23 protein-coding genes are annotated in these 22922 nt (G+C 59.0%); 11 read left to right on the forward strand and 12 right to left on the reverse strand.

Annotated elements, in window-relative coordinates:
* Positions 1-116: 116 nt before the first annotated feature.
* The gene (gene thiI, locus ACYZT4_RS19475) at positions 117-1571 is read right to left on the reverse strand and encodes a tRNA uracil 4-sulfurtransferase ThiI (protein ID WP_461982377.1); all 1455 of its coding nucleotides are present in this window, start codon (positions 1569-1571) and stop codon (positions 117-119) included.
* A gap of 332 nt (positions 1572-1903) precedes the next feature.
* Between thiI and glnA the strand changes: the two genes are divergently transcribed.
* The 5 genes from glnA (at position 1904) to ntrC (ending at position 7421) form a co-directional block, all read left to right on the forward strand.
* Positions 1904-3310: a type I glutamate--ammonia ligase gene (gene glnA / locus ACYZT4_RS19480; protein WP_461982379.1), complete on the forward strand. Its 1407-nt coding sequence runs from the start codon at positions 1904-1906 to the stop codon at positions 3308-3310.
* Between the two features lie 235 nt (positions 3311-3545).
* The gene (locus ACYZT4_RS19485; protein ID WP_461982381.1) at positions 3546-4055 is read left to right on the forward strand and encodes a DUF4124 domain-containing protein; all 510 of its coding nucleotides are present in this window, start codon (positions 3546-3548) and stop codon (positions 4053-4055) included.
* Positions 4052-4672, forward strand: a complete 621-nt coding sequence (locus ACYZT4_RS19490) for a DUF4124 domain-containing protein (RefSeq protein ID WP_461982383.1) — start codon at positions 4052-4054, stop codon at positions 4670-4672. Before ACYZT4_RS19485 ends, ACYZT4_RS19490 begins: the two co-directional genes overlap by 4 nt.
* 230 nt (positions 4673-4902) lie before the next feature.
* Positions 4903-5988, forward strand: a complete 1086-nt coding sequence (gene glnL, locus ACYZT4_RS19495; protein WP_461982385.1) for a nitrogen regulation protein NR(II) — start codon at positions 4903-4905, stop codon at positions 5986-5988.
* The gene (gene ntrC, locus ACYZT4_RS19500) at positions 5985-7421 is read left to right on the forward strand and encodes a nitrogen regulation protein NR(I) (RefSeq protein WP_461982387.1); all 1437 of its coding nucleotides are present in this window, start codon (positions 5985-5987) and stop codon (positions 7419-7421) included. Before glnL ends, ntrC begins: the two co-directional genes overlap by 4 nt.
* Before the next feature lie 457 nt (positions 7422-7878).
* Here the strand turns inward: ntrC and ACYZT4_RS19505 are convergent, their stop codons facing one another.
* Positions 7879-8319, reverse strand: a complete 441-nt coding sequence (locus tag ACYZT4_RS19505) for a hypothetical protein (RefSeq protein WP_461982389.1) — start codon at positions 8317-8319, stop codon at positions 7879-7881.
* On the opposite strand from ACYZT4_RS19505, the gene ACYZT4_RS19510 reads away from it, so the two are divergent.
* Positions 8318-8773: a tRNA (cytidine(34)-2'-O)-methyltransferase gene (locus ACYZT4_RS19510; RefSeq protein ID WP_101210009.1), complete on the forward strand. Its 456-nt coding sequence runs from the start codon at positions 8318-8320 to the stop codon at positions 8771-8773. The genes ACYZT4_RS19505 and ACYZT4_RS19510 overlap by 2 nt on opposite strands.
* A 121-nt stretch (positions 8774-8894) precedes the next feature.
* Here ACYZT4_RS19510 and secB read toward each other — a convergent pair whose 3' ends face one another.
* Genes secB through ACYZT4_RS19525 form a run of 3 tightly spaced genes read right to left on the reverse strand, consistent with a single transcriptional unit; the run spans position 8895 to position 10097 of the window.
* A complete protein-coding gene (gene secB, locus ACYZT4_RS19515) occupies positions 8895-9386 on the reverse strand; it encodes a protein-export chaperone SecB (protein ID WP_461982391.1) in 492 nt (163 codons plus the stop codon).
* Between the two features lie 41 nt (positions 9387-9427).
* Entirely contained in the window at positions 9428-9682 is a 255-nt protein-coding gene (gene grxC, locus ACYZT4_RS19520) for a glutaredoxin 3 (protein ID WP_010464569.1), read from the reverse strand.
* 1 nt (position 9683) lies between these two features.
* On the reverse strand, positions 9684-10097 hold the full coding sequence (locus ACYZT4_RS19525; RefSeq protein ID WP_461982393.1) for a rhodanese-like domain-containing protein: 414 nt from the start codon (positions 10095-10097) through the stop codon (positions 9684-9686).
* Positions 10098-10250: 153 nt separating this feature from the next.
* Between ACYZT4_RS19525 and gpmI the strand changes: the two genes are divergently transcribed.
* The 5 genes from gpmI (at position 10251) to ACYZT4_RS19550 (ending at position 16870) form a co-directional block, all read left to right on the forward strand.
* On the forward strand, positions 10251-11780 hold the full coding sequence (gpmI, locus tag ACYZT4_RS19530) for a 2,3-bisphosphoglycerate-independent phosphoglycerate mutase (RefSeq protein WP_461982395.1): 1530 nt from the start codon (positions 10251-10253) through the stop codon (positions 11778-11780).
* 241 nt (positions 11781-12021) lie between these two features.
* Positions 12022-13314: a murein hydrolase activator EnvC family protein gene (locus tag ACYZT4_RS19535; protein ID WP_461982397.1), complete on the forward strand. Its 1293-nt coding sequence runs from the start codon at positions 12022-12024 to the stop codon at positions 13312-13314.
* Between the two features lie 34 nt (positions 13315-13348).
* A complete protein-coding gene (locus ACYZT4_RS19540; protein WP_461982399.1) occupies positions 13349-14671 on the forward strand; it encodes a S41 family peptidase in 1323 nt (440 codons plus the stop codon).
* A gap of 1 nt (position 14672) precedes the next feature.
* A complete protein-coding gene (locus ACYZT4_RS19545) occupies positions 14673-15440 on the forward strand; it encodes a divergent polysaccharide deacetylase family protein (RefSeq protein ID WP_461982401.1) in 768 nt (255 codons plus the stop codon).
* A 113-nt stretch (positions 15441-15553) separates the two neighbouring features.
* Entirely contained in the window at positions 15554-16870 is a 1317-nt protein-coding gene (locus tag ACYZT4_RS19550; protein WP_461982403.1) for a Vps62-related protein, read from the forward strand.
* Here the strand turns inward: ACYZT4_RS19550 and ACYZT4_RS19555 are convergent.
* The 7 genes from ACYZT4_RS19555 to ACYZT4_RS19585 all read right to left on the reverse strand — a co-directional run bounded on the left by ACYZT4_RS19555 (position 16851) and on the right by ACYZT4_RS19585 (position 22813).
* Positions 16851-17606: a substrate-binding periplasmic protein gene (locus ACYZT4_RS19555; protein WP_461982404.1), complete on the reverse strand. Its 756-nt coding sequence runs from the start codon at positions 17604-17606 to the stop codon at positions 16851-16853. The genes ACYZT4_RS19550 and ACYZT4_RS19555 overlap by 20 nt on opposite strands.
* Before the next feature lie 77 nt (positions 17607-17683).
* Entirely contained in the window at positions 17684-18454 is a 771-nt protein-coding gene (gene hisF / locus ACYZT4_RS19560) for an imidazole glycerol phosphate synthase subunit HisF (RefSeq protein WP_007897430.1), read from the reverse strand.
* A 91-nt stretch (positions 18455-18545) separates the two neighbouring features.
* Positions 18546-19295, reverse strand: a complete 750-nt coding sequence (gene hisA / locus ACYZT4_RS19565; protein ID WP_461982406.1) for a 1-(5-phosphoribosyl)-5-[(5-phosphoribosylamino)methylideneamino]imidazole-4-carboxamide isomerase — start codon at positions 19293-19295, stop codon at positions 18546-18548.
* A gap of 101 nt (positions 19296-19396) precedes the next feature.
* Positions 19397-19654 carry a DUF2164 domain-containing protein gene (locus ACYZT4_RS19570; RefSeq protein ID WP_461982408.1) on the reverse strand — a complete coding sequence of 86 codons (258 nt, stop codon included), beginning with the start codon at positions 19652-19654 and terminating at the stop codon, positions 19397-19399.
* Positions 19655-20293: an imidazole glycerol phosphate synthase subunit HisH gene (gene hisH, locus ACYZT4_RS19575; RefSeq protein ID WP_461982410.1), complete on the reverse strand. Its 639-nt coding sequence runs from the start codon at positions 20291-20293 to the stop codon at positions 19655-19657.
* The gene (hisB, locus tag ACYZT4_RS19580; protein WP_003218037.1) at positions 20293-20886 is read right to left on the reverse strand and encodes an imidazoleglycerol-phosphate dehydratase HisB; all 594 of its coding nucleotides are present in this window, start codon (positions 20884-20886) and stop codon (positions 20293-20295) included. Before hisB ends, hisH begins: the two co-directional genes overlap by 1 nt.
* Before the next feature lie 262 nt (positions 20887-21148).
* Positions 21149-22813: an OFA family MFS transporter gene (locus ACYZT4_RS19585; RefSeq protein ID WP_461982413.1), complete on the reverse strand. Its 1665-nt coding sequence runs from the start codon at positions 22811-22813 to the stop codon at positions 21149-21151.
* Positions 22814-22922: the final 109 nt, after the last annotated feature.

Consider the following 22922-nt stretch of genomic DNA (forward strand, 5'->3'; position numbering starts at 1 on the left):
CGGTGTGCTGACAAGTCTTGGCAGCGATTAACAGTAGAGTCAGGCCTTGCCGTTACAGCTTGACGGCAGAGTCGGGGGGCCGGTGACGCAGGCCACAGGCAAACAGCCCCGGGCTCTTAGCTCGGTCGATAAACGCGCACATTGGCATGCCCCTCACTGAGCAAATGGTGGGCATGCAGGCGACTCATCACGCCTTTGTCGCAATACAGCAGGTACTGGCGAGTAGGGTCCAGTTCCTTGAAACGAGCGTTCAGTGCATAAAACGGCATCGTCTGTACCTCAATGCCAGCAAGTTCCAGCGGCTCGTCTTCAGCGGCATCCGGGTGACGGATGTCGATGATGATCTGGCTCGCCAGTGCTTCGCTGACTTCTTCGATCTGCAAATCCTGGCCCAATTCGTCGATCACGCGATCGATCGGCACCAGTTTGGCGTTCTCGAGCGCACGCTCAAGGACCGCCATGTCGAATTCTTTCTCTTCATGCTCCACGCGCGGACGCTTGGCGTGGGTCTTGGGGTTCACCGAGATGACCCCACAGTACTCCGGCATGTGCTTGGCGAAGTCGGCAGTGCCGATTTCGTTGGCCAGATCGATGATGTCCTGCTTGTGACTGGCAATCAGCGGACGCAAGACCAGCTTGTCGGTCACGCAGTCGATCACAGACAGGTTCGGCAACGTCTGGCTCGACACCTGGGAAATCGCTTCACCGGTGACCAGCGCTTCGATCTCCAGCCGATCGGCAATACGGGAAGCAGCGCGCAACATCATACGCTTCAAAACTACGCCCATATGACTGTTATCGACTTTCCCGAGAATTTCTCCCAGTACTTCCTCGAAAGGCACACTGACAAATAACACGCGTTGGGAGCTGCCGTACTTCTTCCAGATGAAGTGCGCAACCTCCATGACCCCCAATTCATGGGCCCGTCCGCCCAGATTGAAGAAGCAGAAGTGGCTCATCAGGCCACGGCGCATGATCTGGTACGCGGCAACGGTGGAGTCGAAGCCGCCGGACATCAGCACGAGCGTCTGTTCCAGGGCACCCAGCGGATAACCGCCGATGCTGTTGTGCTGGTTGTGGATCACGAACAACCGTTTGTCGCGAATTTCGAGTCGAACTTCGATTTCCGGCTCTTTCAAGGAAATGCCGGCGGCGCCGCACTGACGACGCAGTTGGCTGCCGACGTATTTCTCAACGTCCATCGAGGTGAATTCATGCTTGCCGGCGCGTTTGCAGCGCACCGAAAAAATCTTCCCTGCCAGCGCATCGCCAAAGTGCAGCTTGCACCTGGCAACAATATCGTCGAAGTCACCCAGAGGGTATTCGTCGACCTGCAGGAAATGCGCGATGCCCGGCATGCAGCTCAGGCGCTCGGTCATGTCCTTCAATACTTTGGGCTCGCTGACGCGGGTTTCAAGCTCGAGATTGTCCCACACACCGTTCACCACCACCGCCGGGTCCAGATCACGGAGCACGGTGCGGATGTTTTTGGCCAACTGGCGGATGAAACGCATCCGTACCGGGCGGCTCTTGATGGTGATCTCGGGGAAGACTTTTACGATTAGTTTCATGAAAACAGCGCGCGCTGGGCCAGCCGAAAAAGGGGGGCGCGGATTATAGCGGAAATTGCTCAAGGTTTAACCAGTTAATGTGCAGAAGGTTTTTAACGCACCAAAACAGGTCGTTTGCGAAATTTTGCGCCACATTGCAGGGCAGGTTTTTCTTCCTTAATGCGCATTCCACCCTCATAAGCGTGATTTTGGCGCAGAAAATCCATGCTGGGGCACTGGCATGCAATTTGCTCCCTTGTGAGGCAGGTTGCCTTGGCAGAGTATTCGCGCCGGCATCACCCACATTCCAAGGGCCATCCACTACCCAAGCCCGAAGCCACCCGGAGGACACTATGTCGAAGTCGGTTCAACTCATCAAAGATCATGACGTCAAGTGGATTGATCTGCGCTTCACGGACACCAAAGGCACTCAGCACCACGTGACCATGCCGGCTCGCGACGCACTGGATGATGCTTTCTTTGAAGAAGGCAAAATGTTCGACGGTTCCTCCATCGAAGGCTGGAAAGGCATCGAAGCGTCCGACATGATCCTGCTGCCAGACGACAGCACCGCCGTTCTCGACCCGTTCACCGAAGACCCAACGCTGATCATTGTGTGCGACGTCATCGAGCCGTCGACCATGCAAGGCTACGACCGCGACCCACGTGCGATCGCCAAGCGTGCCGAGGAATACCTGAAGTCGACCGGTATCGGTGACACCGTATTCGTAGGCCCGGAACCTGAGTTCTTCATCTTCGATCAAGTGAAGTTCAAGTCCGACATTTCCGGCTCGATGTTCAAAATCTTCTCCGAGCAAGGTTCCTGGATGTCCGACCAGGACGTCGAAGGCGGCAACCATGGCCACCGTCCAGGTATCAAAGGCGGCTACTTCCCGGTTCCACCGTTTGACCACGACCACGAAATCCGTACCTCCATGTGCAACGCCATGGAAGAAATGGGCCTGGTCATCGAAGTTCACCACCACGAAGTGGCGACTGCCGGTCAGAACGAAATCGGCGTCAAATTCAACACCCTGGTAGCCAAGGCTGACGAAGTTCAGACCCTGAAATACTGCGTACACAACGTTGCTGTTGCTTACGGCCGCACCGCGACCTTCATGCCTAAGCCTCTGTACGGCGACAACGGTTCGGGTATGCACGTCCACCTGTCCATCGCCAAAGATGGCAAGAACACCTTCGCTGGTGAAGGTTATGCCGGCCTGTCCGACACCGCCCTGTTCTTCATCGGCGGCATCATCAAGCACGGTAAGGCACTGAACGGCTTCACCAACCCGTCGACCAACTCCTACAAGCGTCTGGTCCCAGGTTTCGAAGCTCCGGTCATGCTGGCCTACTCGGCTCGCAACCGTTCCGCCTCGATCCGTATTCCTTACGTGTCCAGCCCTCGCGCTCGCCGTATCGAAGCACGCTTCCCGGATCCGGCAGCCAACCCGTACCTGGCCTTCGCTGCCTTGGTAATGGCTGGCCTGGACGGCATCCAGAACAAGACCCACCCTGGCGATGCAGCTGACAAAAACCTGTATGACCTGCCGCCTGAAGAGGCGAAAGAGATTCCACAAGTTTGCGGCAGCCTGAAAGAAGCTTTGGAAGAGCTGGACAAAGGTCGTGCGTTCCTGACCAAAGGCGGCGTGTTCTCCGACGACTTCATCGACGCTTACATCGCTCTGAAAAGCGAAGAAGAAATCAAGGTCCGCACCTTCGTACACCCACTGGAATACGAGCTGTACTACAGCTGCTGATCCGGTAGCGCCTGCACAAGCGGCGTGACAAAAAGAGGCCTCCTTCGGGAGGCTTTTTTTATGCGCGCATTTCAGCGGGCGCCAACGGCCCCGTGTGGGAGCGGGCTTGCTCGCACACATGGGATTTTTTTCGCCAAGGATATCCCGGTAATCCATGCCCAAATGTTTACCGCTTGGGTCAATCCCCAGCCCTGACCTATGCTGCAACCCAACGCTTTCGCTTCTGGTCTATTTTATGGGTCGTGGTTTTCTGTTCATTCTGCTGCTGATCGCCCTGCCCGCCGCCGCGCAGATCTACAAATACACCGACGCCGCCGGCAACACCGCCTACAGCAATCAGCCACCCGATGGCGTGAAGGCGCAGCCGGTCGAGTTGCCGCCGCTCAATAGCGTCGAGCGTCAGGCGCCTCCGACTCCACCGGCCGAAGCCTCCAGCCGTGACCAACCGCGCAGCGCCTACGAGGTACTGGAGCTGACCAACTTGCCCACCACCGAAGCGCTGCGCGCCAACAACGGCACCTTTACTGTCAACGTGTTGATCAAGCCGCGCCTGCAAGGTGCGCATCTGTTCAGGCTGTTGCTGGACGACCAGCCGTACGGCCAAGCGAGCAATGTTCCGATCCTGCAACTGGTCAACGTTGATCGCGGCACCCACAGCCTCGCGGTCCAGGTGATCGATGGGGAAAACGTGATCCAGCAGAGTTCGACAGTGACCTTCACCCTCCAACGGGTGCACACGCCGTGAGGCTGTGGTTGTTGATCGCCTGCCTGACCATCCCGCCCGCATCAGCGCAAGTGTTCACTTACGTCGACGCCCAGGGCAATCGGGTCTTCACCGACCAACCTGGCTCCGTCAAAGCCAAGCGCGTGCCGCTGGCGACGAGCAATCGCATGTCCGCCAATCCCACCGGCGCAGCGCCAGTGATTGCCGAGGAAAAAACCGAAACAAAACCGCTGTTCCGTTATGACATGCTCAGGGTGCTGGTGCCCGAGCCGGACGCGACGATCCGCAGCAGTGCCGGCGAGCTGATCGTCAGCATCACCAGCGAACCCGGCCTGCAACGGGGTCATCGCTACCGTTTGTTGCTGGATGGGCAGCCAACGGCTGAGCCTGGCCCGAGCCCGGTATTTGCCTTGAGCAACATCGATCGCGGCAGCCACAACCTGTCCATTGAAATCCTCGACGAGCAGAGCCGCATCGTCGAACGCACGGCCAATCAACCGTTCCACATGCTGCGCATTTCCCTCGCGCAAAAACGCCAGGTCAAACCTTGCACTCTGACTGACTACGGCCAACGACCGGAATGTCCACTCAAGGACAAACCGGAAGAAGAGAAAAATCCCTTCCTGCGCTTCTTCTAACGCTGTTCAGCTTTGCGCACTATATTGGTGCGACAGGTTGCACCGTACCCACTCTTTAGCCCATTTTGGTTCGAAAGTACCCGCGAAAGGTGGCAGAACGCCACGCAAACGCGCGTCAAACGCCCGTTTCAGGCCTTTAGCGCTTCTTTTCGGAGCCTTGGTTTGGTTTTTGCATTTTCCTCGTATTGGCGCGTTATTCACGCGCACGCCCTGCTCCAAAAGAGGTCCTGATGACCATTAGCGACGCACTGCATCGATTGCTACTCGACAACTTGACCACCGCCACCATTCTGCTCGACGCTGATTTGCGCCTCGAGTACATGAACCCGGCGGCGGAGATGCTGCTGGCCATCAGCGGTCAGCGCAGCCATGGGCAGTTCATCAGCGAGCTGTTCACCGAATCCACCGAAGCGCTGAATTCCCTGCGCCAGGCGGTCGAGCAGGCGCACCCGTTCACCAAACGTGAGGCGATGCTCACCGCCCTCACCGGCCAGACACTGACCGTCGACTATGCGGTGACGCCGATCCTGGCCAACGGCGCCACGATGCTGCTGCTGGAAGTCCACCCCCGTGATCGCTTGTTACGGATCACCAAGGAAGAGGCGCAACTGTCGAAACAGGAAACCAGCAAGATGCTGGTGCGCGGCCTCGCTCACGAGATCAAGAACCCTCTTGGTGGTATTCGCGGCGCCGCCCAGTTGCTCGCCCGCGAGCTGCCGGAAGAAAGCCTGCGCGATTACACCAACGTCATCATTGAAGAGGCCGACCGCCTGCGCAATCTGGTGGACCGCATGCTCGGGTCCAACAAACTTCCGTCGCTGGCGATGTGCAACGTCCACGAAGTGCTCGAGCGCGTTTGCCACCTGGTCGAGGCTGAGAGCCAGGGCTGCATTACATTGGTGCGCGACTACGACCCCAGCATTCCCGACGTGTTGATCGACCGCGAGCAGATGATTCAAGCGGTCCTGAATATTGTGCGCAACGCGATGCAGGCCATCAGCAGCCAGAACGAGCTGCGCCTGGGCCGCATAAGCCTGCGTACCCGCGCCATGCGCCAGTTCACCATCGGCCACGTGCGCCATCGCCTGGTGACCAAAATCGAAATCATCGACAACGGCCCCGGGATTCCCGCGGACCTGCAAGAAACCATCTTCTTTCCAATGGTCAGCGGCCGCCCGGACGGTACCGGACTCGGCCTGGCCATTACCCAGAACATCATCAGCCAGCACCAGGGCCTGATCGAATGTGACAGCCACCCAGGCCACACCACCTTCTCGATCTTTCTGCCACTGGAACAAGGAGCCACATCGACATGAGCCGTAGTGAAACCGTGTGGATCGTCGATGACGACCGTTCTATCCGTTGGGTCCTGGAAAAAGCCTTGCAGCAGGAAGGCATGACCACGCAAAGCTTCGACAGCGCCGATGGTGTGATGAGCCGCCTCGCGCGTCAGCAGCCCGACGTGATCATCTCTGACATCCGCATGCCGGGTGCCAGCGGCCTCGACCTTCTGGCACGGATTCGCGAGCAACACCCTCGGCTGCCAGTCATTATCATGACCGCGCACTCCGATCTGGACAGCGCTGTCGCGTCCTATCAGGGCGGCGCGTTCGAGTACCTGCCCAAGCCGTTCGATGTCGACGAGGCGGTGTCGCTGGTCAAGCGTGCCAACCAGCACGCTCAGGAACAGCAAGGCCTGGTAGTCCCGGTGGCGCTGACCCGCACCCCGGAAATCATCGGCGAAGCGCCGGCGATGCAGGAAGTGTTTCGCGCCATCGGACGCTTGAGCCACTCCAACATCACCGTGCTGATCAACGGCGAATCCGGTACCGGTAAAGAACTGGTGGCCCACGCACTGCACCGCCACAGCCCGCGAGCGGCATCGCCGTTCATTGCGCTGAACATGGCGGCGATTCCAAAAGATTTGATGGAATCCGAGCTGTTCGGCCATGAGAAAGGCGCGTTCACCGGCGCGGCCAACCTGCGTCGTGGACGTTTCGAACAGGCTGACGGCGGCACGTTGTTCCTTGATGAAATCGGCGACATGCCGGCCGATACTCAAACCCGCTTGCTGCGCGTTCTGGCGGACGGTGAGTTCTACCGTGTCGGCGGCCATGTGCCGGTGAAGGTCGATGTACGAATCATCGCCGCGACGCATCAGAATCTGGAAACCCTGGTGCACGCCGGGAAATTCCGTGAAGACTTGTTTCACCGCCTCAACGTGATCCGCATCCATATTCCACGCCTGTCGGACCGTCGCGAAGACATCCCGACCCTCGCCAGGCACTTCCTCAGCCGCGCCGCGCAAGAACTGGCGGTCGAGCCGAAGCTGCTGAAAAGCGAGACCGAGGAATACCTGAAGAACCTGCCATGGGGCGGTAACGTACGTCAGCTGGAGAACACCTGCCGCTGGATCACGGTGATGGCTTCAGGTCGCGAAGTGCACGTCAGCGATCTGCCGCCAGAATTGCTGAGCCTGCCGCAGGATTCGGCCCCGGTGACCAACTGGGAGCAAGCGTTGCGTCAATGGGCTGATCAGGCGCTGGCTCGCGGCCAGTCGAGTCTGCTCGACAGCGCGGTGCCGGCGTTTGAGCGGATCATGATCGAAACGGCTTTGAAACATACGGCTGGCCGTCGTCGTGATGCCGCGGTGTTGCTGGGTTGGGGGCGTAATACCCTGACGCGCAAGATCAAGGAATTGGGGATGAAGGTGGATGGTGGGGATGATGATGAAGCGGATGAGGGTTAATTAGCCTTTCAGTCATCCTCGTTGCCCGCGATGCTTCTGGGGCTTTGTGCACCGACTGAATGCACCGTGAACCGCAATCGCGCACGCTAACTGATCCGAAATCCTGTCAGCGTTCACAATCGAACCCCTACCGAAAAAACACGAAAGCCCCGTATTACGGGGCTTTCGACGTTTAAAGGCGCCTTTCTGTTTCAACTTGTTAAAACCTGGCACGCCCCCTGCAATAGTCCCTTCAGTGATTCAGTTCACCACCCGGTTTCGGGGACCTTGGTACAGGCAGGCCGGGGATTCCCCTCTTTACATCGGGCTCACACCGCATAAGCGACGAGCCCAAGCAGTTTTGGGGCCCTTGATACAGGCAGGTCAGGGGTTCCTTCTTTACACCGGTCTCACGACGCAACGCGCGAGCCCTCTCGTTTTGGGAACCTTGGTACAGGCAGGCCGGGGATTCCCTCTTTTATTGCTCTCGGAGATGGATCTCCAGCCGCCAGCGGTCACCGACCTCGCTACCGGCCCACTCGCCCTGCAGCGGCCGGGCCGCCACCACCGACAGCAACAACCCCCCATCACTCAAACGCACCCGCCAGTTCACGCTCTTTTCGCTGAGCTTGAGCTGACCTTTCTGCGTCTTGCCATGCGCTTCGAAGAGCAACGCGAGGCTGCCGTCGACGAACTCGCCATGGACCTTGGGTTCGTTGTTGAACCACACCACCAACCCGTCGCTCGTCACGTCGACCTGCTGCAGTTCGCTGGGGTCAGGCGTGGTCAGGCGACCGATCATCAGCCCCACCATCATCCCGACGATCGCCAGCGAACCCATCACCCGCGGGAATAGTTTCGAACGAGGATCCTTTGACGGCGTAGAATGCCCGCCATCACTACCTTCGGAGCCGTGCATGTTTCACGTCATCCTCTTCCAACCAGAAATTCCGCCGAATACCGGCAACGTTATCAGGCTGTGCGCCAACAGTGGCTGCCACCTGCATTTGATCGAGCCGCTGGGGTTCGAGATGGACGACAAGCGACTGCGCCGGGCCGGCCTCGATTATCATGAGTACGCCACTCTGCAACGCCACGCCGACCTCGCCAGTTGCCTGGAAAGCCTCGGCCATCCGCGGTTGTTCGCGTTCACCACCAAGGGCTCGCGACCGTTCCACGATGCCAGTTTCGCCGAGGGCGACGCGTTCCTGTTCGGACCGGAAAGCCGTGGCTTGCCCGCCGAAGTGCTGGATGCACTGCCCGGCGACCAACGTCTGCGTCTGCCAATGCGCGAAGGTTGCCGCAGCCTGAACCTGTCGAACACCGTGGCCGTCGCCGTCTACGAAGGCTGGCGTCAGCTCGGTTTCAAGTAACACCCATAACAAATGTGGGAGTGAGCCTGCTCGCGATAGCGGTGTGTCAGCGGACATTGATGTCCTCTGACACTCCCTCATCGCGAGCAGGCTCACTCCCACACGGGTGTCGCTGCGCCGCTTACTGAACGGTCGGAGTCTCGCCAGCCGCCTGCATGCGTTGCAGTTCCTGGGCGTACAGCGCGTCGAAGTTCACCGGAGCCAGCATCAGGGCCGGGAACGAACCGCGGGTGACCAGGCTGTCCAGGGTTTCGCGAGCGTAAGGGAACAGGATGTTCGGGCAGAACGCGCCGAGGGTGTGGCTCATCGAAGCGTCGTCCAGGTTTGCGATCAGGAAGATCCCGGCCTGTTGCACTTCAGCAATGAACGCCACTTCGCCGTTCTCGCCGTTTTTAACGGTGACCGACAGGGTCAGCACGACTTCGTGGAAGTCGCCTTCCAGGGCCTTTTGACGGGTATTGAGATCCAGACCGACGCTCGGTTCCCACTGCTGGCGGAAGATCGCCGGGCTTTTCGGGGCTTCGAACGACAAGTCACGTACGTAGATGCGCTGCAAGGAGAATTGCGGTGCGTTTTCTTCTTCGCTAGCTGCAGTGTTCTGTTGGTCAGTCATCTCAGATCCTTTCTGATCTTGGGGTCTTATAGGGAAGGCATTCAGGCCTTGAGCATGGCGTCGAGCTTGCCGGCGCGCTCCAGGGCAAACAAATCATCACAGCCACCAATGTGGCGCTCGCCAATCCAGATCTGCGGCACGGACGTACGTCCAGCCTTCTGAGCCATGGCGGCGCGCACCTGCGGCTTGCCATCGACCTTGATCTCTTCGAAGGCCACGCCTTTGTTCTCGAGCAGGTACTTGGCTCGCGAACAGTAAGGGCAGTAATCGCTGGAATAGACGACGACGTTGCTCATATCACTTCACCAGCGGCAGGTTGTCGCCTTTCCAGCTGGAGATCCCGCCGGACAGCTTGGCGGCGGTGAAGCCGGATTTCATCAGTTCGCGGGCATGAGTGCCGGCGGTCTGGCCCACGGCGTCGACCAGGATAATGGTCTTGGCCTTGTGCTTTTCCAGTTCGCCGACGCGCGCAGCCAGTTTGTCGTGAGGAATGTTCAACGCGCCGACAATGTGACCGGCGGCGAAATCCTTGACCGGACGGATGTCAACCACAACGCCCGCGTCCTTGTTGACCAGGCCGGTCAGTTCACCGGTGCTCAGGCTGCGTCCGCCGCCTTGCATCTGATAAGCGATCAGCAACGCCAGCAGTACGACGAAGATACCGACGAGCAGATAGTGGTTAGTGGCAAATTCAATCAGGTGAGCAACCATCGAAGGAGGTTCCAGGGCGTTAAAATGTCGGCCAGTATACACAGCCACTATGGTGGGCCAAACCCCGTCCGGCGGTGACGTGGCCGGAACTTCGCTTTAAACTGCCACTCCCTTTTCCATTGCCCTCTTTTAATTCAGCCACGAGTGGAATCCATGACTACCACGCCTAAACCTTTGGTCCTGATTATTCTCGACGGCTTCGGTCACAGTGAGAGCCACGAAGCCAACGCCGTGTACTCGGCCAGCAAGCCCGTACTGGACCGCCTCACCGCTACCGTGCCGAACGGATTGATCTCGGGCAGCGGCATGGACGTCGGTCTGCCGGACGGCCAGATGGGCAACTCCGAAGTCGGCCACATGAACCTTGGCGCCGGCCGCGTGGTGTATCAAGACTTTACTCGCGTGACCAAATCGATCCGTGACGGCGAGTTCTTCGAGAACCCGACCATCTGCGCCGCTGTGGATAAAGCCGTGGCTGCCGGCAAAGCGGTGCACTTCATGGGCCTGCTGTCCGATGGCGGCGTCCACAGCCACCAGGATCACTTGGTCGCCATGGCCGAACTGGCCTACAAGCGCGGCGCAGAAAAAATCTACCTGCACGCTTTCCTCGATGGCCGCGACACGCCGCCGAAAAGCGCCCAGTCCTCCATTGAACTGCTCGACGCGACCTTCCAGGCGCTCGGAAAAGGCCGGATCGCCAGCATTGTCGGCCGTTACTTCGCCATGGACCGTGACAACCGTTGGGACCGTGTGGCTCAGGCCTACAACCTGATCGTCGATGGCAACGGCCAATTCAACGCCGCCACCGCTCAGGAAGGCCTGCAAGCCGCTTACGAACGTGGCGAAAGCGACGAATTCGTCAAAGCCACTTCCATCGGCGAGCCGGTGAAAGTCGAAGACGGCGACGCCGTGGTGTTCATGAACTTCCGCGCCGACCGCGCCCGCGAGCTGACCCGCGTGTTCGTCGAAGACGGTTTCAAGGAGTTCGAACGCGCCCGTCAGCCAAAACTGGCCGGGTTCGTCATGCTCACTCAATACGCCGCCAGCATCCCGGCGCCATCGGCCTTTGCTGCCGGCAGCCTGGAAAACGTGCTGGGCGATTACCTGGCGAAAAACGGCAAGACCCAACTGCGCATCGCCGAAACCGAGAAGTACGCCCACGTGACCTTCTTCTTCTCCGGTGGCCGTGAAGAACCGTTCCCGGGCGAAGAGCGCATCCTGATCCCGTCGCCAAAAGTCGCCACGTATGACTTGCAACCGGAAATGAGCGCGCCCGAAGTCACCGACCGCATCGTCGATGCCATCGAAAACCAGCGTTTCGACGTGATCGTGGTCAACTACGCCAACGGCGACATGGTCGGTCACAGCGGTGTGTTCGATGCCGCCGTGAAAGCCGTGGAATGCCTGGATTTGTGCGTCGGCCGCATCGTCGATGCGCTGGACATAGTCGGCGGCGAGGCGTTGATCACCGCCGACCATGGCAACGTCGAGAAAATGTCCGACGAAGAAACTCACCAGGCTCACACCGCCCACACCACCGAGCCGGTGCCGTTCATTTACGTTGGCAAGCGCGACCTGAAGGTTCGCCACGGCGGCGTGCTGGCGGATGTGGCGCCGACAATGCTGATGCTGTTGGGCCTGGAAAAACCGACGGAAATGACCGGCACATCGATTTTGGTGTAATCCGCACTCCCAAACACCGCAAAACCCTGTAGGAGTGAGCCTGCTCGCGATAGCAACCTTACATTCAACATCTTTATTGAATGTGAGGTTGTTATCGCGAGCAGGCTCACTCCTACAAGGGTTTCAGGGTGTTTTCAAATGCAACGTGGCTCCAGTTATCACACAGCCCCAATTGGGCGTTTTTTTTGCGGCGCTTGGCGGGCATACTAGGCCGTCCCTTTCCCTGGTGTCGCCCGCCTCTATGCTTCGCGTCCTGATAGCCCTTGCCCTGACTTGCCTGCTCCAACCGGCTTTCGCTGACGAGCGCGCGCAAACCCAACAACAGTTGGACGCCACGCGTCAGGACATCGCCGAGCTGAAAAAACTGCTGGGCAAGATTCAGGAAGAACGATCTGGTGTGCAGAAAGAACTCAAGGGCACCGAGACCGAGATGGGCAAGCTCGAGAAGCAGGTCGAAGCCCTGCAAAAAGAGCTGAAGAAAAGCGAATCCGAGTTGCAACGACTCGATGCAGAGAAAAAAAAACTCCAGAGCGCGCGAACTGAACAGCAACGACTGATTGCCATCCAGGCCCGCGCGGCCTATCAGAACGGCCGTCAGGAGTATCTGAAGCTGCTGCTCAACCAGCAGAACCCGGAAAAATTCGCCCGCACCCTCACCTATTACGATTACCTGAGCCAGGCCCGCCTGGAGCAGTTGAAGAATTTCAACGAAACCCTGCGCCAACTGGCCAATGTCGAAAAAGACATCGGCCTGCAGCAGGCGCAATTGCTGGTGCAGAAGAGCAGCCTCGACAGCCAGCGCGACGAGCTCGACAAAGTCCGCCAGCAACGCCAGCAAGCCCTCTCCAAGCTCAACGACGACGTGAAGGCGCGCGACCAGAAACTGGTGGCGCGCGAGCAGGATCAGGCAGACCTGTCTAAAGTCCTTAAAACCATCGAAGAAACCCTGGCCCGCCAGGCACGTGAGGCAGAAGAAGCGCGGCAAAAAGCGCTGATTGCCCAGGAGGAAGCCGAAAAAAAGCGTTTACGTGAGGCTCAGGCTGAAGCAGAGGCCACTGACGCCCCACGCAAACCTGTCAAATCGACACCCGGTGCACTGGTTTCCAGTTCCGGCGAAACCTTCGGCGGACCTTTCGCTTCAACTCGCGGCAAACTTCCATGGCCGGTTGATGGTCGATTGCTTGCGCGCTTTGGTGAAACCCGTGGCGACGATGCCCGTACCAAGTGGGACGGCGTGATGATCAGTGCGTCCGCCGGAAGCCAGGTGCATGCCGTTCACGGCGGTCGCGTGGTGTTCGCCGACTGGCTGCGTGGCGCCGGTTTGCTGGTGATCCTGGATCACGGCAACGGTTTTTTGAGTCTTTACGGTCACAACCAGACGCTGCTCAAGTCTGCGGGTGACGTGGTGAAAGCCGGTGAGTCCATCTCCACTGTCGGTAACAGCGGCGGGCAGGACACACCAGCACTGTATTTCGCAATTCGTCAGCAGGGTCACCCGAGTGATCCGGCGCAATGGTGCCACGCGCAAGGATAGGCGTTGAGTCACCTACATTAGGAGTTCGTTCGACATGCTGCATTTGTCCCGTCTTACCTCGCTGGCCCTGACGATCGCCCTGGTGATCGGCGCGCCGCTGGCGTTCGCTGCCCAACCGGCGGCTCCGGCGGTCGCGCCTGCGGGCACGGCTGCAACGACCAAGGCGCCGTTGCCGCTGGAAGAGTTGCGCACCTTTGCCGAGGTCATGGACCGGATCAAGGCGGCCTATGTCGAACCGGTGGACGACAAGACTCTGCTGGAAAATGCCATCAAGGGCATGCTCAGCAACCTCGACCCTCACTCCGCCTACCTCGGCCCGGAAGACTTCGCTGAACTGCAGGAAAGCACCAGCGGTGAATTCGGCGGCCTGGGCATCGAAGTCGGCGCCGAAGACGGCTTCATCAAAGTGGTGTCGCCGATCGACGACACCCCAGCCTCGAAGGCCGGCATTCAGGCCGGCGACTTCATCGTCAAGATCAACGGCGCACCGACTCGCGGCCAGACCATGACCGAAGCCGTGGACAAGATGCGCGGCAAGATCGGCCAGAAAATTACCCTGACCCTGGTCCGCGATGGCGGCACGCCGTTCGATGTGACCCTGGCCCGCGCCATCATTCAGGTGAAAAGCGTCAAGGCGCAGTTGCTGGAATCGGGCTACGCCTACCTCCGGATCACCCAGTTCCAGGTCAAGACCGGCGAAGAAGTCTCCAAGGCGCTCGCCAAGTTGCGCAAAGAGAACGGCAAGAAGCTCAACGGTATCGTCCTCGACCTGCGTAACAACCCAGGCGGCGTGCTGCAGGCAGCGGTGGAAGTGGTCGACCACTTCATCACCAAAGGGCTGATCGTTTATACCAAGGGCCGGATCGCCAATTCCGAGTTGCGCTTCTCCGCCACCGGCAAGGACGAAAGCGAAGCCGTGCCGATGGTGGTGCTGATCAACGGCGGCAGTGCCTCGGCCTCGGAAATCGTCGCCGGCGCCCTGCAGGACCAGAAACGCGCAGTGGTCATGGGCACCACCAGTTTCGGCAAAGGTTCGGTGCAAACCGTGCTGCCACTGAACAACGACCGCGCACTGAAAATCACCACGGCGCTGTACTACACGCCGAACGGCCGCTCGATCCAGGCCCAAGGCATCGTCCCGGACATCGAAGTGCGCAAGGCCAAGATCACCAGCGAGCAGGACGGTGAATACTTCAAGGAAGCCGATCTGCAGGGTCACTTGGGCAATGGCAACGGCGGTGCCGACAAACCGACCGGTTCCGGCGCCAAGCCGAAAGCGATGCCGCAGGATGATGACTACCAATTGGCCCAGGCCCTGAGCCTGCTCAAAGGGTTGAGCATCACCTCCGGCCGCTGAGATGCGCCTGCGGTTGGTTCTCGGCCTGCTGTGCTGTCTGGCGGGTGTCGTTCACGCGGCACCCGCGCAGCAAAAAGCCTACATCAGCCTGATCATCGATGACCTTGGGCAAAACCTGCCCCGGGATCGCCGCGTGCTGGCCCTGCCCGGCCCGGTCACCACGGCGATCATGCCCGACACGCCCCACGCCACCGAATTCGCCCGCGAAGCCCATCGCGCGGGCAAGATCGTCATCCTGCACATGCCGATGGACCCGGCCACGGGACCTTTCGCCTGGCATCCCGATTTGCCCATCGAAGAGCTTGAGAAACGCCTGAACGCTGCGTTCAAAATGGTGCCGTACACCGCTGGCATCAACAACCACATGGGCAGCCGCATGACCGCGCAACCGGTGGCAATGGCGTGGTTGATGGCCGAGTTGCAGCGGCGTCACAAATTCTTTGTCGACAGCCGCACCAGCGCGCAGACCGTTGCGGCCCAGCAAGCGCAGAAGATTGATCTGGCGAGCGTTTCGCGGGATGTGTTTCTCGATGACGAACGTACCGAGGCGGCCATTTTCGCTCAATTGCAGACTGCGATCAGCCTGGCGCGCAAGCAGGGCTCAGCGGTGATGATCGGCCATCCGTATCCGCAAACACTGGCGGTGCTTGAGCGGGAATTGCCCAAGCTCAAGGCTCAGGGAATTGAGTGGATCGATATCCGGCAGATGATCAGTGTGCGCAGTAATCGCGCTACGGCCGCCCACGGCCAAAACGGCGCATATCGGTAATAACCTGCAACGCCCTATACATAGTTACCGCCAGATACTCTGCGCGTTTCCTGATAGTGAGACCTCCACAGGTCGCGACTCTGCCGAGTCGCCTTTCACTATCTGGACTGACTATGACCACCGAAAACAACGTCTCAACGCCCCCGAGGCAAATGGAATCGATCAAACTCGATAACCTGCTGATCAACTTTACGACGGAGTTCCAGCAGATCTGGGATTCCACTGGCTCCTCCCATTCAGAACCCGCAGCCTTTTGGCATCCAACCCCTCCTCTTGATTTGCTGCCGGGCTATTTCCCTGTGGGAGACGTGGCTGTCCCTGGATATGAAGATATCAATGGAATTAAAGTCGTGGCTGTTGTGCGAGAGGCAGATTTTCCGAGCGAAGATCCTGCGCGAGGTAAAGCGCTCAGCCGCCCCAGTGACTATGTGCAGGTCTGGAACGATTCAGGCTCCGGGGCCACAAAAAGCTGCACGTTATGGCGGCCGATTCCTCCCGATGGCTATGTTGCACTTGGACTGGTGTGCGCTACGGGCCAGGAAAAACCTTCAGTCCACGCGGTACGTTGCATTCGGGCAGATCTGGTGATCGCATCCTATGTCGGCGACTCGATCTGGCGCGAGGGCCGCGGCTTCACGCGTAACTTCAGCGCCTGGGGCATCACACTTCCGCCCGCAGAAGCAGGTGAGATCTACTTTGCGCCTGGTACGTTTGTCAGTGATGGGAGCGGCAGAAAACCTGCGGATAATCTCACCTATGCCTTACGGATGAACATCCAGGTCCAAACTAATACCGCACCTGAAGCTCCAGTCATTTCAGCCTTCGAGGCCCCGATAGCGCCGCAAGCTTGCGAAGCCACGCAAGTCGCCTTGATTCCCTGGTTTGCGGTGGACACCTACCCCGCCTCAAATTCCGAGGCTTTAAGCGGAACCACATATTTCCGTCTGGAAAGGAGAGACCGTTACAAACTTGTCGGACATGGCCATAACGATGAAGACAAGAGCAGACTATTCAAATGGAAAACGCCCGGCGCTGTACTTCACGAGGAAGCGCAGATATTCAGCAGCATCACCTCTATCAAGTTCGACACAGAATGGCGAGCCGATACCTCGGATGATGACTACCCCATTCAGTTTTCGGCGAAATTAAGCCCGGCGTTCACTCGCACGGAAACTTTACCTAACGGATGGTCAGCCTCAAATACCGTGGTAATTGCTGCCATCGTTCCGAAGAACAAGCTGCTGGCGGTTTATCAATTAGAAAGTCACTACAACGTGCTGAGCGAAGATGGCACACAAATGGCAATCAGCTTCGCCTACACCGATGAAGACAGTTTGCTGTGGATGGAATATCCGCCAGAACAAGACAGCGAAGTCTTCATTCCCGAGCCTGTAACAGAACCGCCCGTCGTTACAGATACTTCGCCATGATGTTGTCGACCACGCCTTCCTTGCGCAGCTGATCCAGCGCAGCCTGCAACTTGGCAACGGTTTCGTCCGGGACGTCCTTGTTCAGCGCCAGATACAGTTCGGCACTGTTGAAGCGCAGCACTGTTTTGAGCCCGGTCACGCCGTCCTGGCGTGCCAGATAGCGTCCGGCGGGGTCGCCGGTGGCCCACAGGTCGATCTGGCCGCTGACCAGTTTTTTCGCGTTGTCCTGATCGCGCAGTACAACAATCGGATTGAGCCCCTGCTTGGCCAGTGTCTCGGCAATCGCATCGCCCTTGTACGCGCCGATCTTGTACTTGCGCGCATCATCCAGGGTTTCAAGGCTGATCTTGCTGTCGGCATTGGCCAGCATGATCCAGTCGTCCGGACCGATCGGGCCGACCCACTTGAAGAGCTTTTCGCGGTCAGGCAGGCGAGCCATGACAAATACGCCGTAGCCGGGCTTTTCCAGGGTGAGTTTGTAGATCCGCTCCCAAGGGAACCGCAGCGTCAGGCTGTAAGTAATTTCGGCGCGTTTGAAAATCTCGCGGACGATGTCGGTGGCGATGCCACTGATGTTCTCGTCCTGCGCGAAATTCTTGCCGTTCTTCGCCATGTTGTACGGCGGGAAGTTTTCCGTCAGCAACACCATGTCGGTATCGGGACTGTCTTCAGCGTGCACTCCGTTGATCAACAACAGGGAAGCGCTGGCGAGAATGAGAAGAAGGCGTTTGATCATGTCTGGCTACCGAAATCCATGGCGTGCCCAAGAGTGCCTTGAGCCCGCCATGATGTCCACTGGCCTGCATTGGATATTTAGCGCATCACGATTCCGCGATGAGCCATGTAAGCCTTGGCTTCCTGCACCGTGTATTCGCCGAAGTGGAAAATACTCGCCGCCAATACCGCGCTCGCGTGACCTTCGAGAATGCCGTCAGCCAGATGCTGAAGGTTGCCGACACCGCCAGACGCGATCACCGGAATGCCCAGGGCATCGCTGATGGCGCGGGTAACGCCCAGGTCGAAGCCGTTTTTCATGCCGTCCTGGTCCATGCTGGTCAGGAGGATTTCGCCGGCACCCAGGCCTTCCATTTTCTTCGCCCACTCGACGGCGTCGAGACCGGTTGGCTTGCGTCCGCCGTGAGTGAAGATTTCCCAGCGCGGGGTTTCGCCCGGGCCGGAAACCTTCTTGGCGTCGATGGCGACGACGATGCACTGCGAACCGAAATGCTGCGCAGCCTCGCCGACGAACTCCGGATTAAACACCGCGGCCGTGTTGATCGAGACCTTGTCCGCACCGGCATTCAGCAGGTTGCGAATGTCCTGCACGGTACGTACGCCACCGCCCACGGTCAGCGGGATGAACACCTGGCTGGCCATGCGCTCGACGGTATGCAGCGTGGTGTCGCGACCGTCGACGCTGGCGGTGATGTCGAGAAAGGTAATCTCGTCGGCACCCTGCTCGTCGTAACGACGGGCGATTTCCACCGGATCACCGGCGTCGCGGATGTTTTCGAACTTCACACCTTTGACGACCCGGCCGTTGTCCACGTCCAGGCAAGGGATGATGCGTTTGGCCAGAGCCATACTTAATCTCCGATTAAGAGTTGCAAGCGTCAAGCTTCAAGCTGCAAGTACAAGCGGATCGCAGTCGCGCTTCTAACTTGTAGCTTGCAGCTTACAGCTTGGAGCTGGCCGCGTAGCCATCACAAAAAGCTTGAGCCTCGGCAACATCCAAAGTGCCCTCATAAATCGCGCGGCCGGTAATCGCGCCGATGATGCCCGGCGCCTTGGCGTCGAGCAGCGACTTGATGTCGCCCAGATTGTGGATACCGCCGGAAGCGATGACCGGAATCTTCGTCGCGGCAGCCAGCGCCGCGGTGAACGGCACGTTGCAGCCCTGCATCATGCCGTCTTTGGCGATGTCGGTATAAACGATCGCGGAGACGCCATCGGCTTCGAACTGTTTGGCCAGATCGATCACCTGAATGGTGCTGATTTCAGCCCAGCCGTCGGTGGCAACAAAACCGTCTTTAGCGTCGAGACCAACGATCACCTTGCCCGGGAACGCGCGGCAGGCTTCGGCGACGAAGGCCGGATCTTTCACGGCTTTGGTGCCGATGATCACGTAACTCACGCCCGCTTTCACGTAGTGCTCGATGGTTTCCAGGGAGCGGATACCGCCGCCGATCTGGATCGGCAGGTTCGGGTAGCGCTTGGCAATGGCGGTGACCACTTCGCCGTTGACCGGCTGGCCTTCGAAGGCGCCATTCAGGTCGACCAGATGCAGACGACGGCAACCGCCCTCCACCCACTTGGCAGCCATGCTCACCGGGTCATCGGAGAACACCGTGGAATCTTCCATGCGGCCCTGGCGCAGACGCACACAGGCACCGTCCTTGAGATCGATAGCGGGAATAATTAGCATGCTTTTCCTTCGTCAAAGAGCTGCAAGCTGCAAGCCATAAGCTGCAAGCGCGCACGCGTGTCTATTTCTTGCAGCTTGCAGCTTTAAGCTTGCTGCTGCTTCTATTCTTTCTCGAGCGCCCACAAGTCGCTTTCGATGCTTTCGAACCTTTCTTTAAGGTGCGTCTGCACATCGAAAATCGCCCTGTTGTAATAGTGCGGAGCAATTTCGCGGGTAAACAGCTCAAGGATTTCGGCCGCTTCGAACGAACCCAGGGTCAGTTCGAAGCGATCCTCCATAAAGCGTTTGATCTTCTGATTGGCCTCGTTTTCCTGTTCGGGAGTGAGGGTCAGGATCGGCGGCTTCTTCTTGGCGGCCATTTACCAGCGACCATCCCACGCGGCGAAGTTCTGCAAGAGCTGCAGCCCATGGGTATGGCTTTTCTCCGGGTGGAACTGCACGGCGAAACGCGAGCCATCGGCCAGCGCCGCGGCGAAATCGACACCGTAGTGACCGCCACCCACGACCTGCCGCACGTTGCCGGCGGCGATGTAGTAGCTGTGCACGAAGTAGAAACGCGCCAGGTCCGGAATGTTGTGCCACAGCGGATGACTCACCGTCTGCTTCACTTCGTTCCAGCCCATGTGCGGGACTTTCAGGTGTTCGCCGTCTTCATGCAAACCTTTGCCGAAGAACTTTACCGCGCCCGGAAACAGGCCGATGCAGTCAACGCCGTCGTTCTCTTCACTGCTGTCTAGCAAGGCTTGCATGCCGACGCAGATGCCGAGGAACGGCCGATCCTGGCTGACTTCACGCACCAGCGAGTCGAAGCCCAGGCGACGGATTTCCGCCATGCAATCGCGAATCGCGCCGACGCCGGGGAACACCACGCGATCGGCTTCACGAATCACGTCGGCATCGCTGGTGATCAAGACCTTGCCGGCACCCACGTGCTCGAGCGCCTTGGCCACCGAGTGCAGGTTGCCCATGCCGTAATCGATAACCGCAACCGTCTGCATTACAGAACGCCTTTGGTCGACGGCATCTGACCGGCCATGCGGTCATCGAGCTCAACGGCCATGCGCAGGGCGCGGCCGAATGCCTTGAACACGGTTTCGATCTGGTGGTGGGTGTTGGTGCCACGCAGGTTGTCGATGTGCAGGCTGACCAGCGCGTGGTTGACGAATCCCTGGAAGAACTCCTGGAACAGGTCAACGTCGAAACCGCCAACGGTGGCGCGGGTGTAGGGAACATGCATCTGCAGGCCCGGGCGTCCGGAGAAGTCGATCACCACGCGCGACAGCGCTTCATCGAGCGGCACGTAGGCGTGGCCGTAGCGGCGGATGCCTTTCTTGTCGCCGATGGCTTTCGCAAAAGCCTGACCCAGCGTGATACCGACGTCTTCCACGGTGTGGTGGTCGTCGATATGCAGGTCGCCCTTGCTGACAATATCCAGGTCGATCAGCCCGTGACGGGCGATCTGGTCCAGCATGTGCTCAAGAAAAGGAACACCGATATCAAATCGGGCCTTTCCGGTGCCATCCAGGTTGATCGAGGCTTTGATCTGGGTTTCCAGAGTGTCGCGCTCGACTGACGCCTTACGTTCGGCCATCACCAGCTCCGCAAAATCATTGGGCGAAAAAGGCAGCCATTATAGGGGCGCGGGCGGGAAACAGAAACACGAGAGGTGATATCGCTGACGGAGTGAATTCACGGGTGGTGCGGGTAGACATGTCCATACAAGCTTTTATAGATGTCCCAAAACAACTGTAGGAGTGAGCCTGCTCGCGATGAAGGCCTCACAGTCAACATGTCTGTGACTGTCGGACCGCTATCGCGAGCAGGCTCGCTCCTACAGGGGTACTACGTTTTACTTAGTGGAACAGAACCGCCGTCTTCTGCAGGGTCACCCAAACACCCCACGCCAACGGAATCCCCACCACCAGCCACGCAGCAACCGCCAACGGCTTGCTGCCCGGCGCGGCTTTCCACTCCAGCACCGTGCTGCTGTCTGCGCCCTTGTCGTGGCCCAGCGCCTGTTCGGCGGCCAGTTCAGCGTCGGTCATGAAGTACTTGTCAGCCACCGGACGCACCAGCAAGTTGCACAGGAAGCCCAGCACCAGCAGGCCCGAGAGGATGTACAAGGTGATGTCGTAAGCGGCGGCGCGTTCAACGCCGATGCTCAGCTGATATTCACGCAGGTAGTTCACTAACACCGGACCCAACACGCCCGCAGCAGCCCAGGCAGTCAACAGACGACCGTGGATCGCGCCGACCATTTGCGTACCGAACAGGTCCGCCAGGTAAGCCGGAACCGTCGCAAAACCACCGCCGTACATCGACAGGATGATGCAGAACGCCGCCACAAACAGCGCAATGTTGCCCAGGTGACCAAGGTTCGGGATCAGCGCATACAGCGCAAAACCCAGCGCGAAGAACACAAAGTAGGTGTTTTTACGGCCCAGGTAATCGGAGAACGAAGCCCAGAAGAAACGCCCGCCGATATTGAACAGGCTCAGCAAACCGGTGAAACCGGCAGCAATCGCAGCGATCGACGCCAGTTGTCCGGCGTCCAGCTGACCAAATGGCAAGTCAACACCAATCAGTTTGCCGCCGAACACTTCCTGCAACAGTGGCGAAGCCATGCCGAGAATGCCGATACCTGCCGATACGTTCAGGCACAGCACCAGCCATACCAGGCGGAATTGCGGGGTTTTCCAGGCCACGTTCACGTGGACGTGGCGGTGGGTAATCATCGCATTCGAGGCTTTTTTCGCCGGAGCGGTCCAGCCTTCGGGCTTCCAGCCGGTTGGCGGAACGCGGTAGGACAAGGCGCCACCGATCATGAACACGAAGTAGATCGCGGCCATCACCAGGAAGCTCTGCCATACGCCGACGCTGGTCGGCGATGCGAAGTGGCCCATCAGGGCTGCGGCCAGCGGAGCACCGACCATCGCGCCACCACCGAAACCCATGATTGCCATGCCGGTCGCCATGCCGCGACGATCCGGAAACCATTTGATCAGGGTCGAGACCGGCGAAATGTAACCCAGGCCCAGGCCGATACCGCCGATGACCCCGGAGCCCAGCCACATCAGCCAGATCTGGTGGGTATAAATCCCCAGCGCCGAAATCAGCAGACCGCCACACCAGCACAATGCCGAGACAACGCCAGCCTTACGTGGCCCGGCGCGTTCCAGCCAGCCACCCCAGATCGCTGCCGAGCAGCCGAGGAAGATGAAGAACAGGGTGTAGATCCAGCCGAGCATCGAGATCGGCCAGTCGCATTCAGACGAGAAAACCTGCGAAATGAAGCTCATGTCTGGTGCGCACGCCACAGCCTTGGTCACGCCCAGAGCTTTGGACAGCGGCAGCCAGAACACTGAGAAACCGTACGCCATGCCGATGCAAAGATGGATGGCCAGCGCGGCCGGTGGAACCAGCCAACGGTTGAAACCGGGCTTGGCGATGATCCGCTCCTTGGACAGGAACGAGGGCTGGTCGGCGTGAATGCCGCCCGCCGTGGTACTCATGGTCATTGTGTATCCCCCAATTATTAGTATGGTTCGCCAGCCACTGGACTACCCCCAGCCTTTATGCGCACGCATGACTGTCTTGTAGAGTAAAGCTCCATTTTGGTGTGACATC

Source organism: Pseudomonas sp. GB2N2 (genome assembly GCF_054897705.1).

Bases quoted from the DNA above. Each gene is read 5' to 3' on its own strand.
- thiI (WP_461982377.1), bottom strand. From the start codon at position 1,571: ATGAAACTAATCGTAAAAGTCTTCCCCGAGATCACCATCAAGAGCCGC.
- glnA (WP_461982379.1), top strand. From the start codon at position 1,904: ATGTCGAAGTCGGTTCAACTCATCAAAGATCATGACGTCAAGTGGATT.
- ACYZT4_RS19485 (WP_461982381.1), top strand. From the start codon at position 3,546: ATGGGTCGTGGTTTTCTGTTCATTCTGCTGCTGATCGCCCTGCCCGCC.
- glnL (WP_461982385.1), top strand. From the start codon at position 4,903: ATGACCATTAGCGACGCACTGCATCGATTGCTACTCGACAACTTGACC.
- ntrC (WP_461982387.1), top strand. From the start codon at position 5,985: ATGAGCCGTAGTGAAACCGTGTGGATCGTCGATGACGACCGTTCTATC.
- ACYZT4_RS19510 (WP_101210009.1), top strand. From the start codon at position 8,318: ATGTTTCACGTCATCCTCTTCCAACCAGAAATTCCGCCGAATACCGGC.
- ACYZT4_RS19505 (WP_461982389.1), bottom strand. From the start codon at position 8,319: ATGCACGGCTCCGAAGGTAGTGATGGCGGGCATTCTACGCCGTCAAAG.
- secB (WP_461982391.1), bottom strand. From the start codon at position 9,386: ATGACTGACCAACAGAACACTGCAGCTAGCGAAGAAGAAAACGCACCG.
- grxC (WP_010464569.1), bottom strand. From the start codon at position 9,682: ATGAGCAACGTCGTCGTCTATTCCAGCGATTACTGCCCTTACTGTTCG.
- ACYZT4_RS19525 (WP_461982393.1), bottom strand. From the start codon at position 10,097: ATGGTTGCTCACCTGATTGAATTTGCCACTAACCACTATCTGCTCGTC.
- gpmI (WP_461982395.1), top strand. From the start codon at position 10,251: ATGACTACCACGCCTAAACCTTTGGTCCTGATTATTCTCGACGGCTTC.
- ACYZT4_RS19535 (WP_461982397.1), top strand. From the start codon at position 12,022: ATGCTTCGCGTCCTGATAGCCCTTGCCCTGACTTGCCTGCTCCAACCG.
- ACYZT4_RS19540 (WP_461982399.1), top strand. From the start codon at position 13,349: ATGCTGCATTTGTCCCGTCTTACCTCGCTGGCCCTGACGATCGCCCTG.
- ACYZT4_RS19545 (WP_461982401.1), top strand. From the start codon at position 14,673: ATGCGCCTGCGGTTGGTTCTCGGCCTGCTGTGCTGTCTGGCGGGTGTC.
- ACYZT4_RS19550 (WP_461982403.1), top strand. From the start codon at position 15,554: ATGACCACCGAAAACAACGTCTCAACGCCCCCGAGGCAAATGGAATCG.
- ACYZT4_RS19555 (WP_461982404.1), bottom strand. From the start codon at position 17,606: ATGATCAAACGCCTTCTTCTCATTCTCGCCAGCGCTTCCCTGTTGTTG.
- hisF (WP_007897430.1), bottom strand. From the start codon at position 18,454: ATGGCTCTGGCCAAACGCATCATCCCTTGCCTGGACGTGGACAACGGC.
- hisA (WP_461982406.1), bottom strand. From the start codon at position 19,295: ATGCTAATTATTCCCGCTATCGATCTCAAGGACGGTGCCTGTGTGCGT.
- ACYZT4_RS19570 (WP_461982408.1), bottom strand. From the start codon at position 19,654: ATGGCCGCCAAGAAGAAGCCGCCGATCCTGACCCTCACTCCCGAACAG.
- hisH (WP_461982410.1), bottom strand. From the start codon at position 20,293: ATGCAGACGGTTGCGGTTATCGATTACGGCATGGGCAACCTGCACTCG.
- hisB (WP_003218037.1), bottom strand. From the start codon at position 20,886: ATGGCCGAACGTAAGGCGTCAGTCGAGCGCGACACTCTGGAAACCCAG.
- ACYZT4_RS19585 (WP_461982413.1), bottom strand. From the start codon at position 22,813: ATGACCATGAGTACCACGGCGGGCGGCATTCACGCCGACCAGCCCTCG.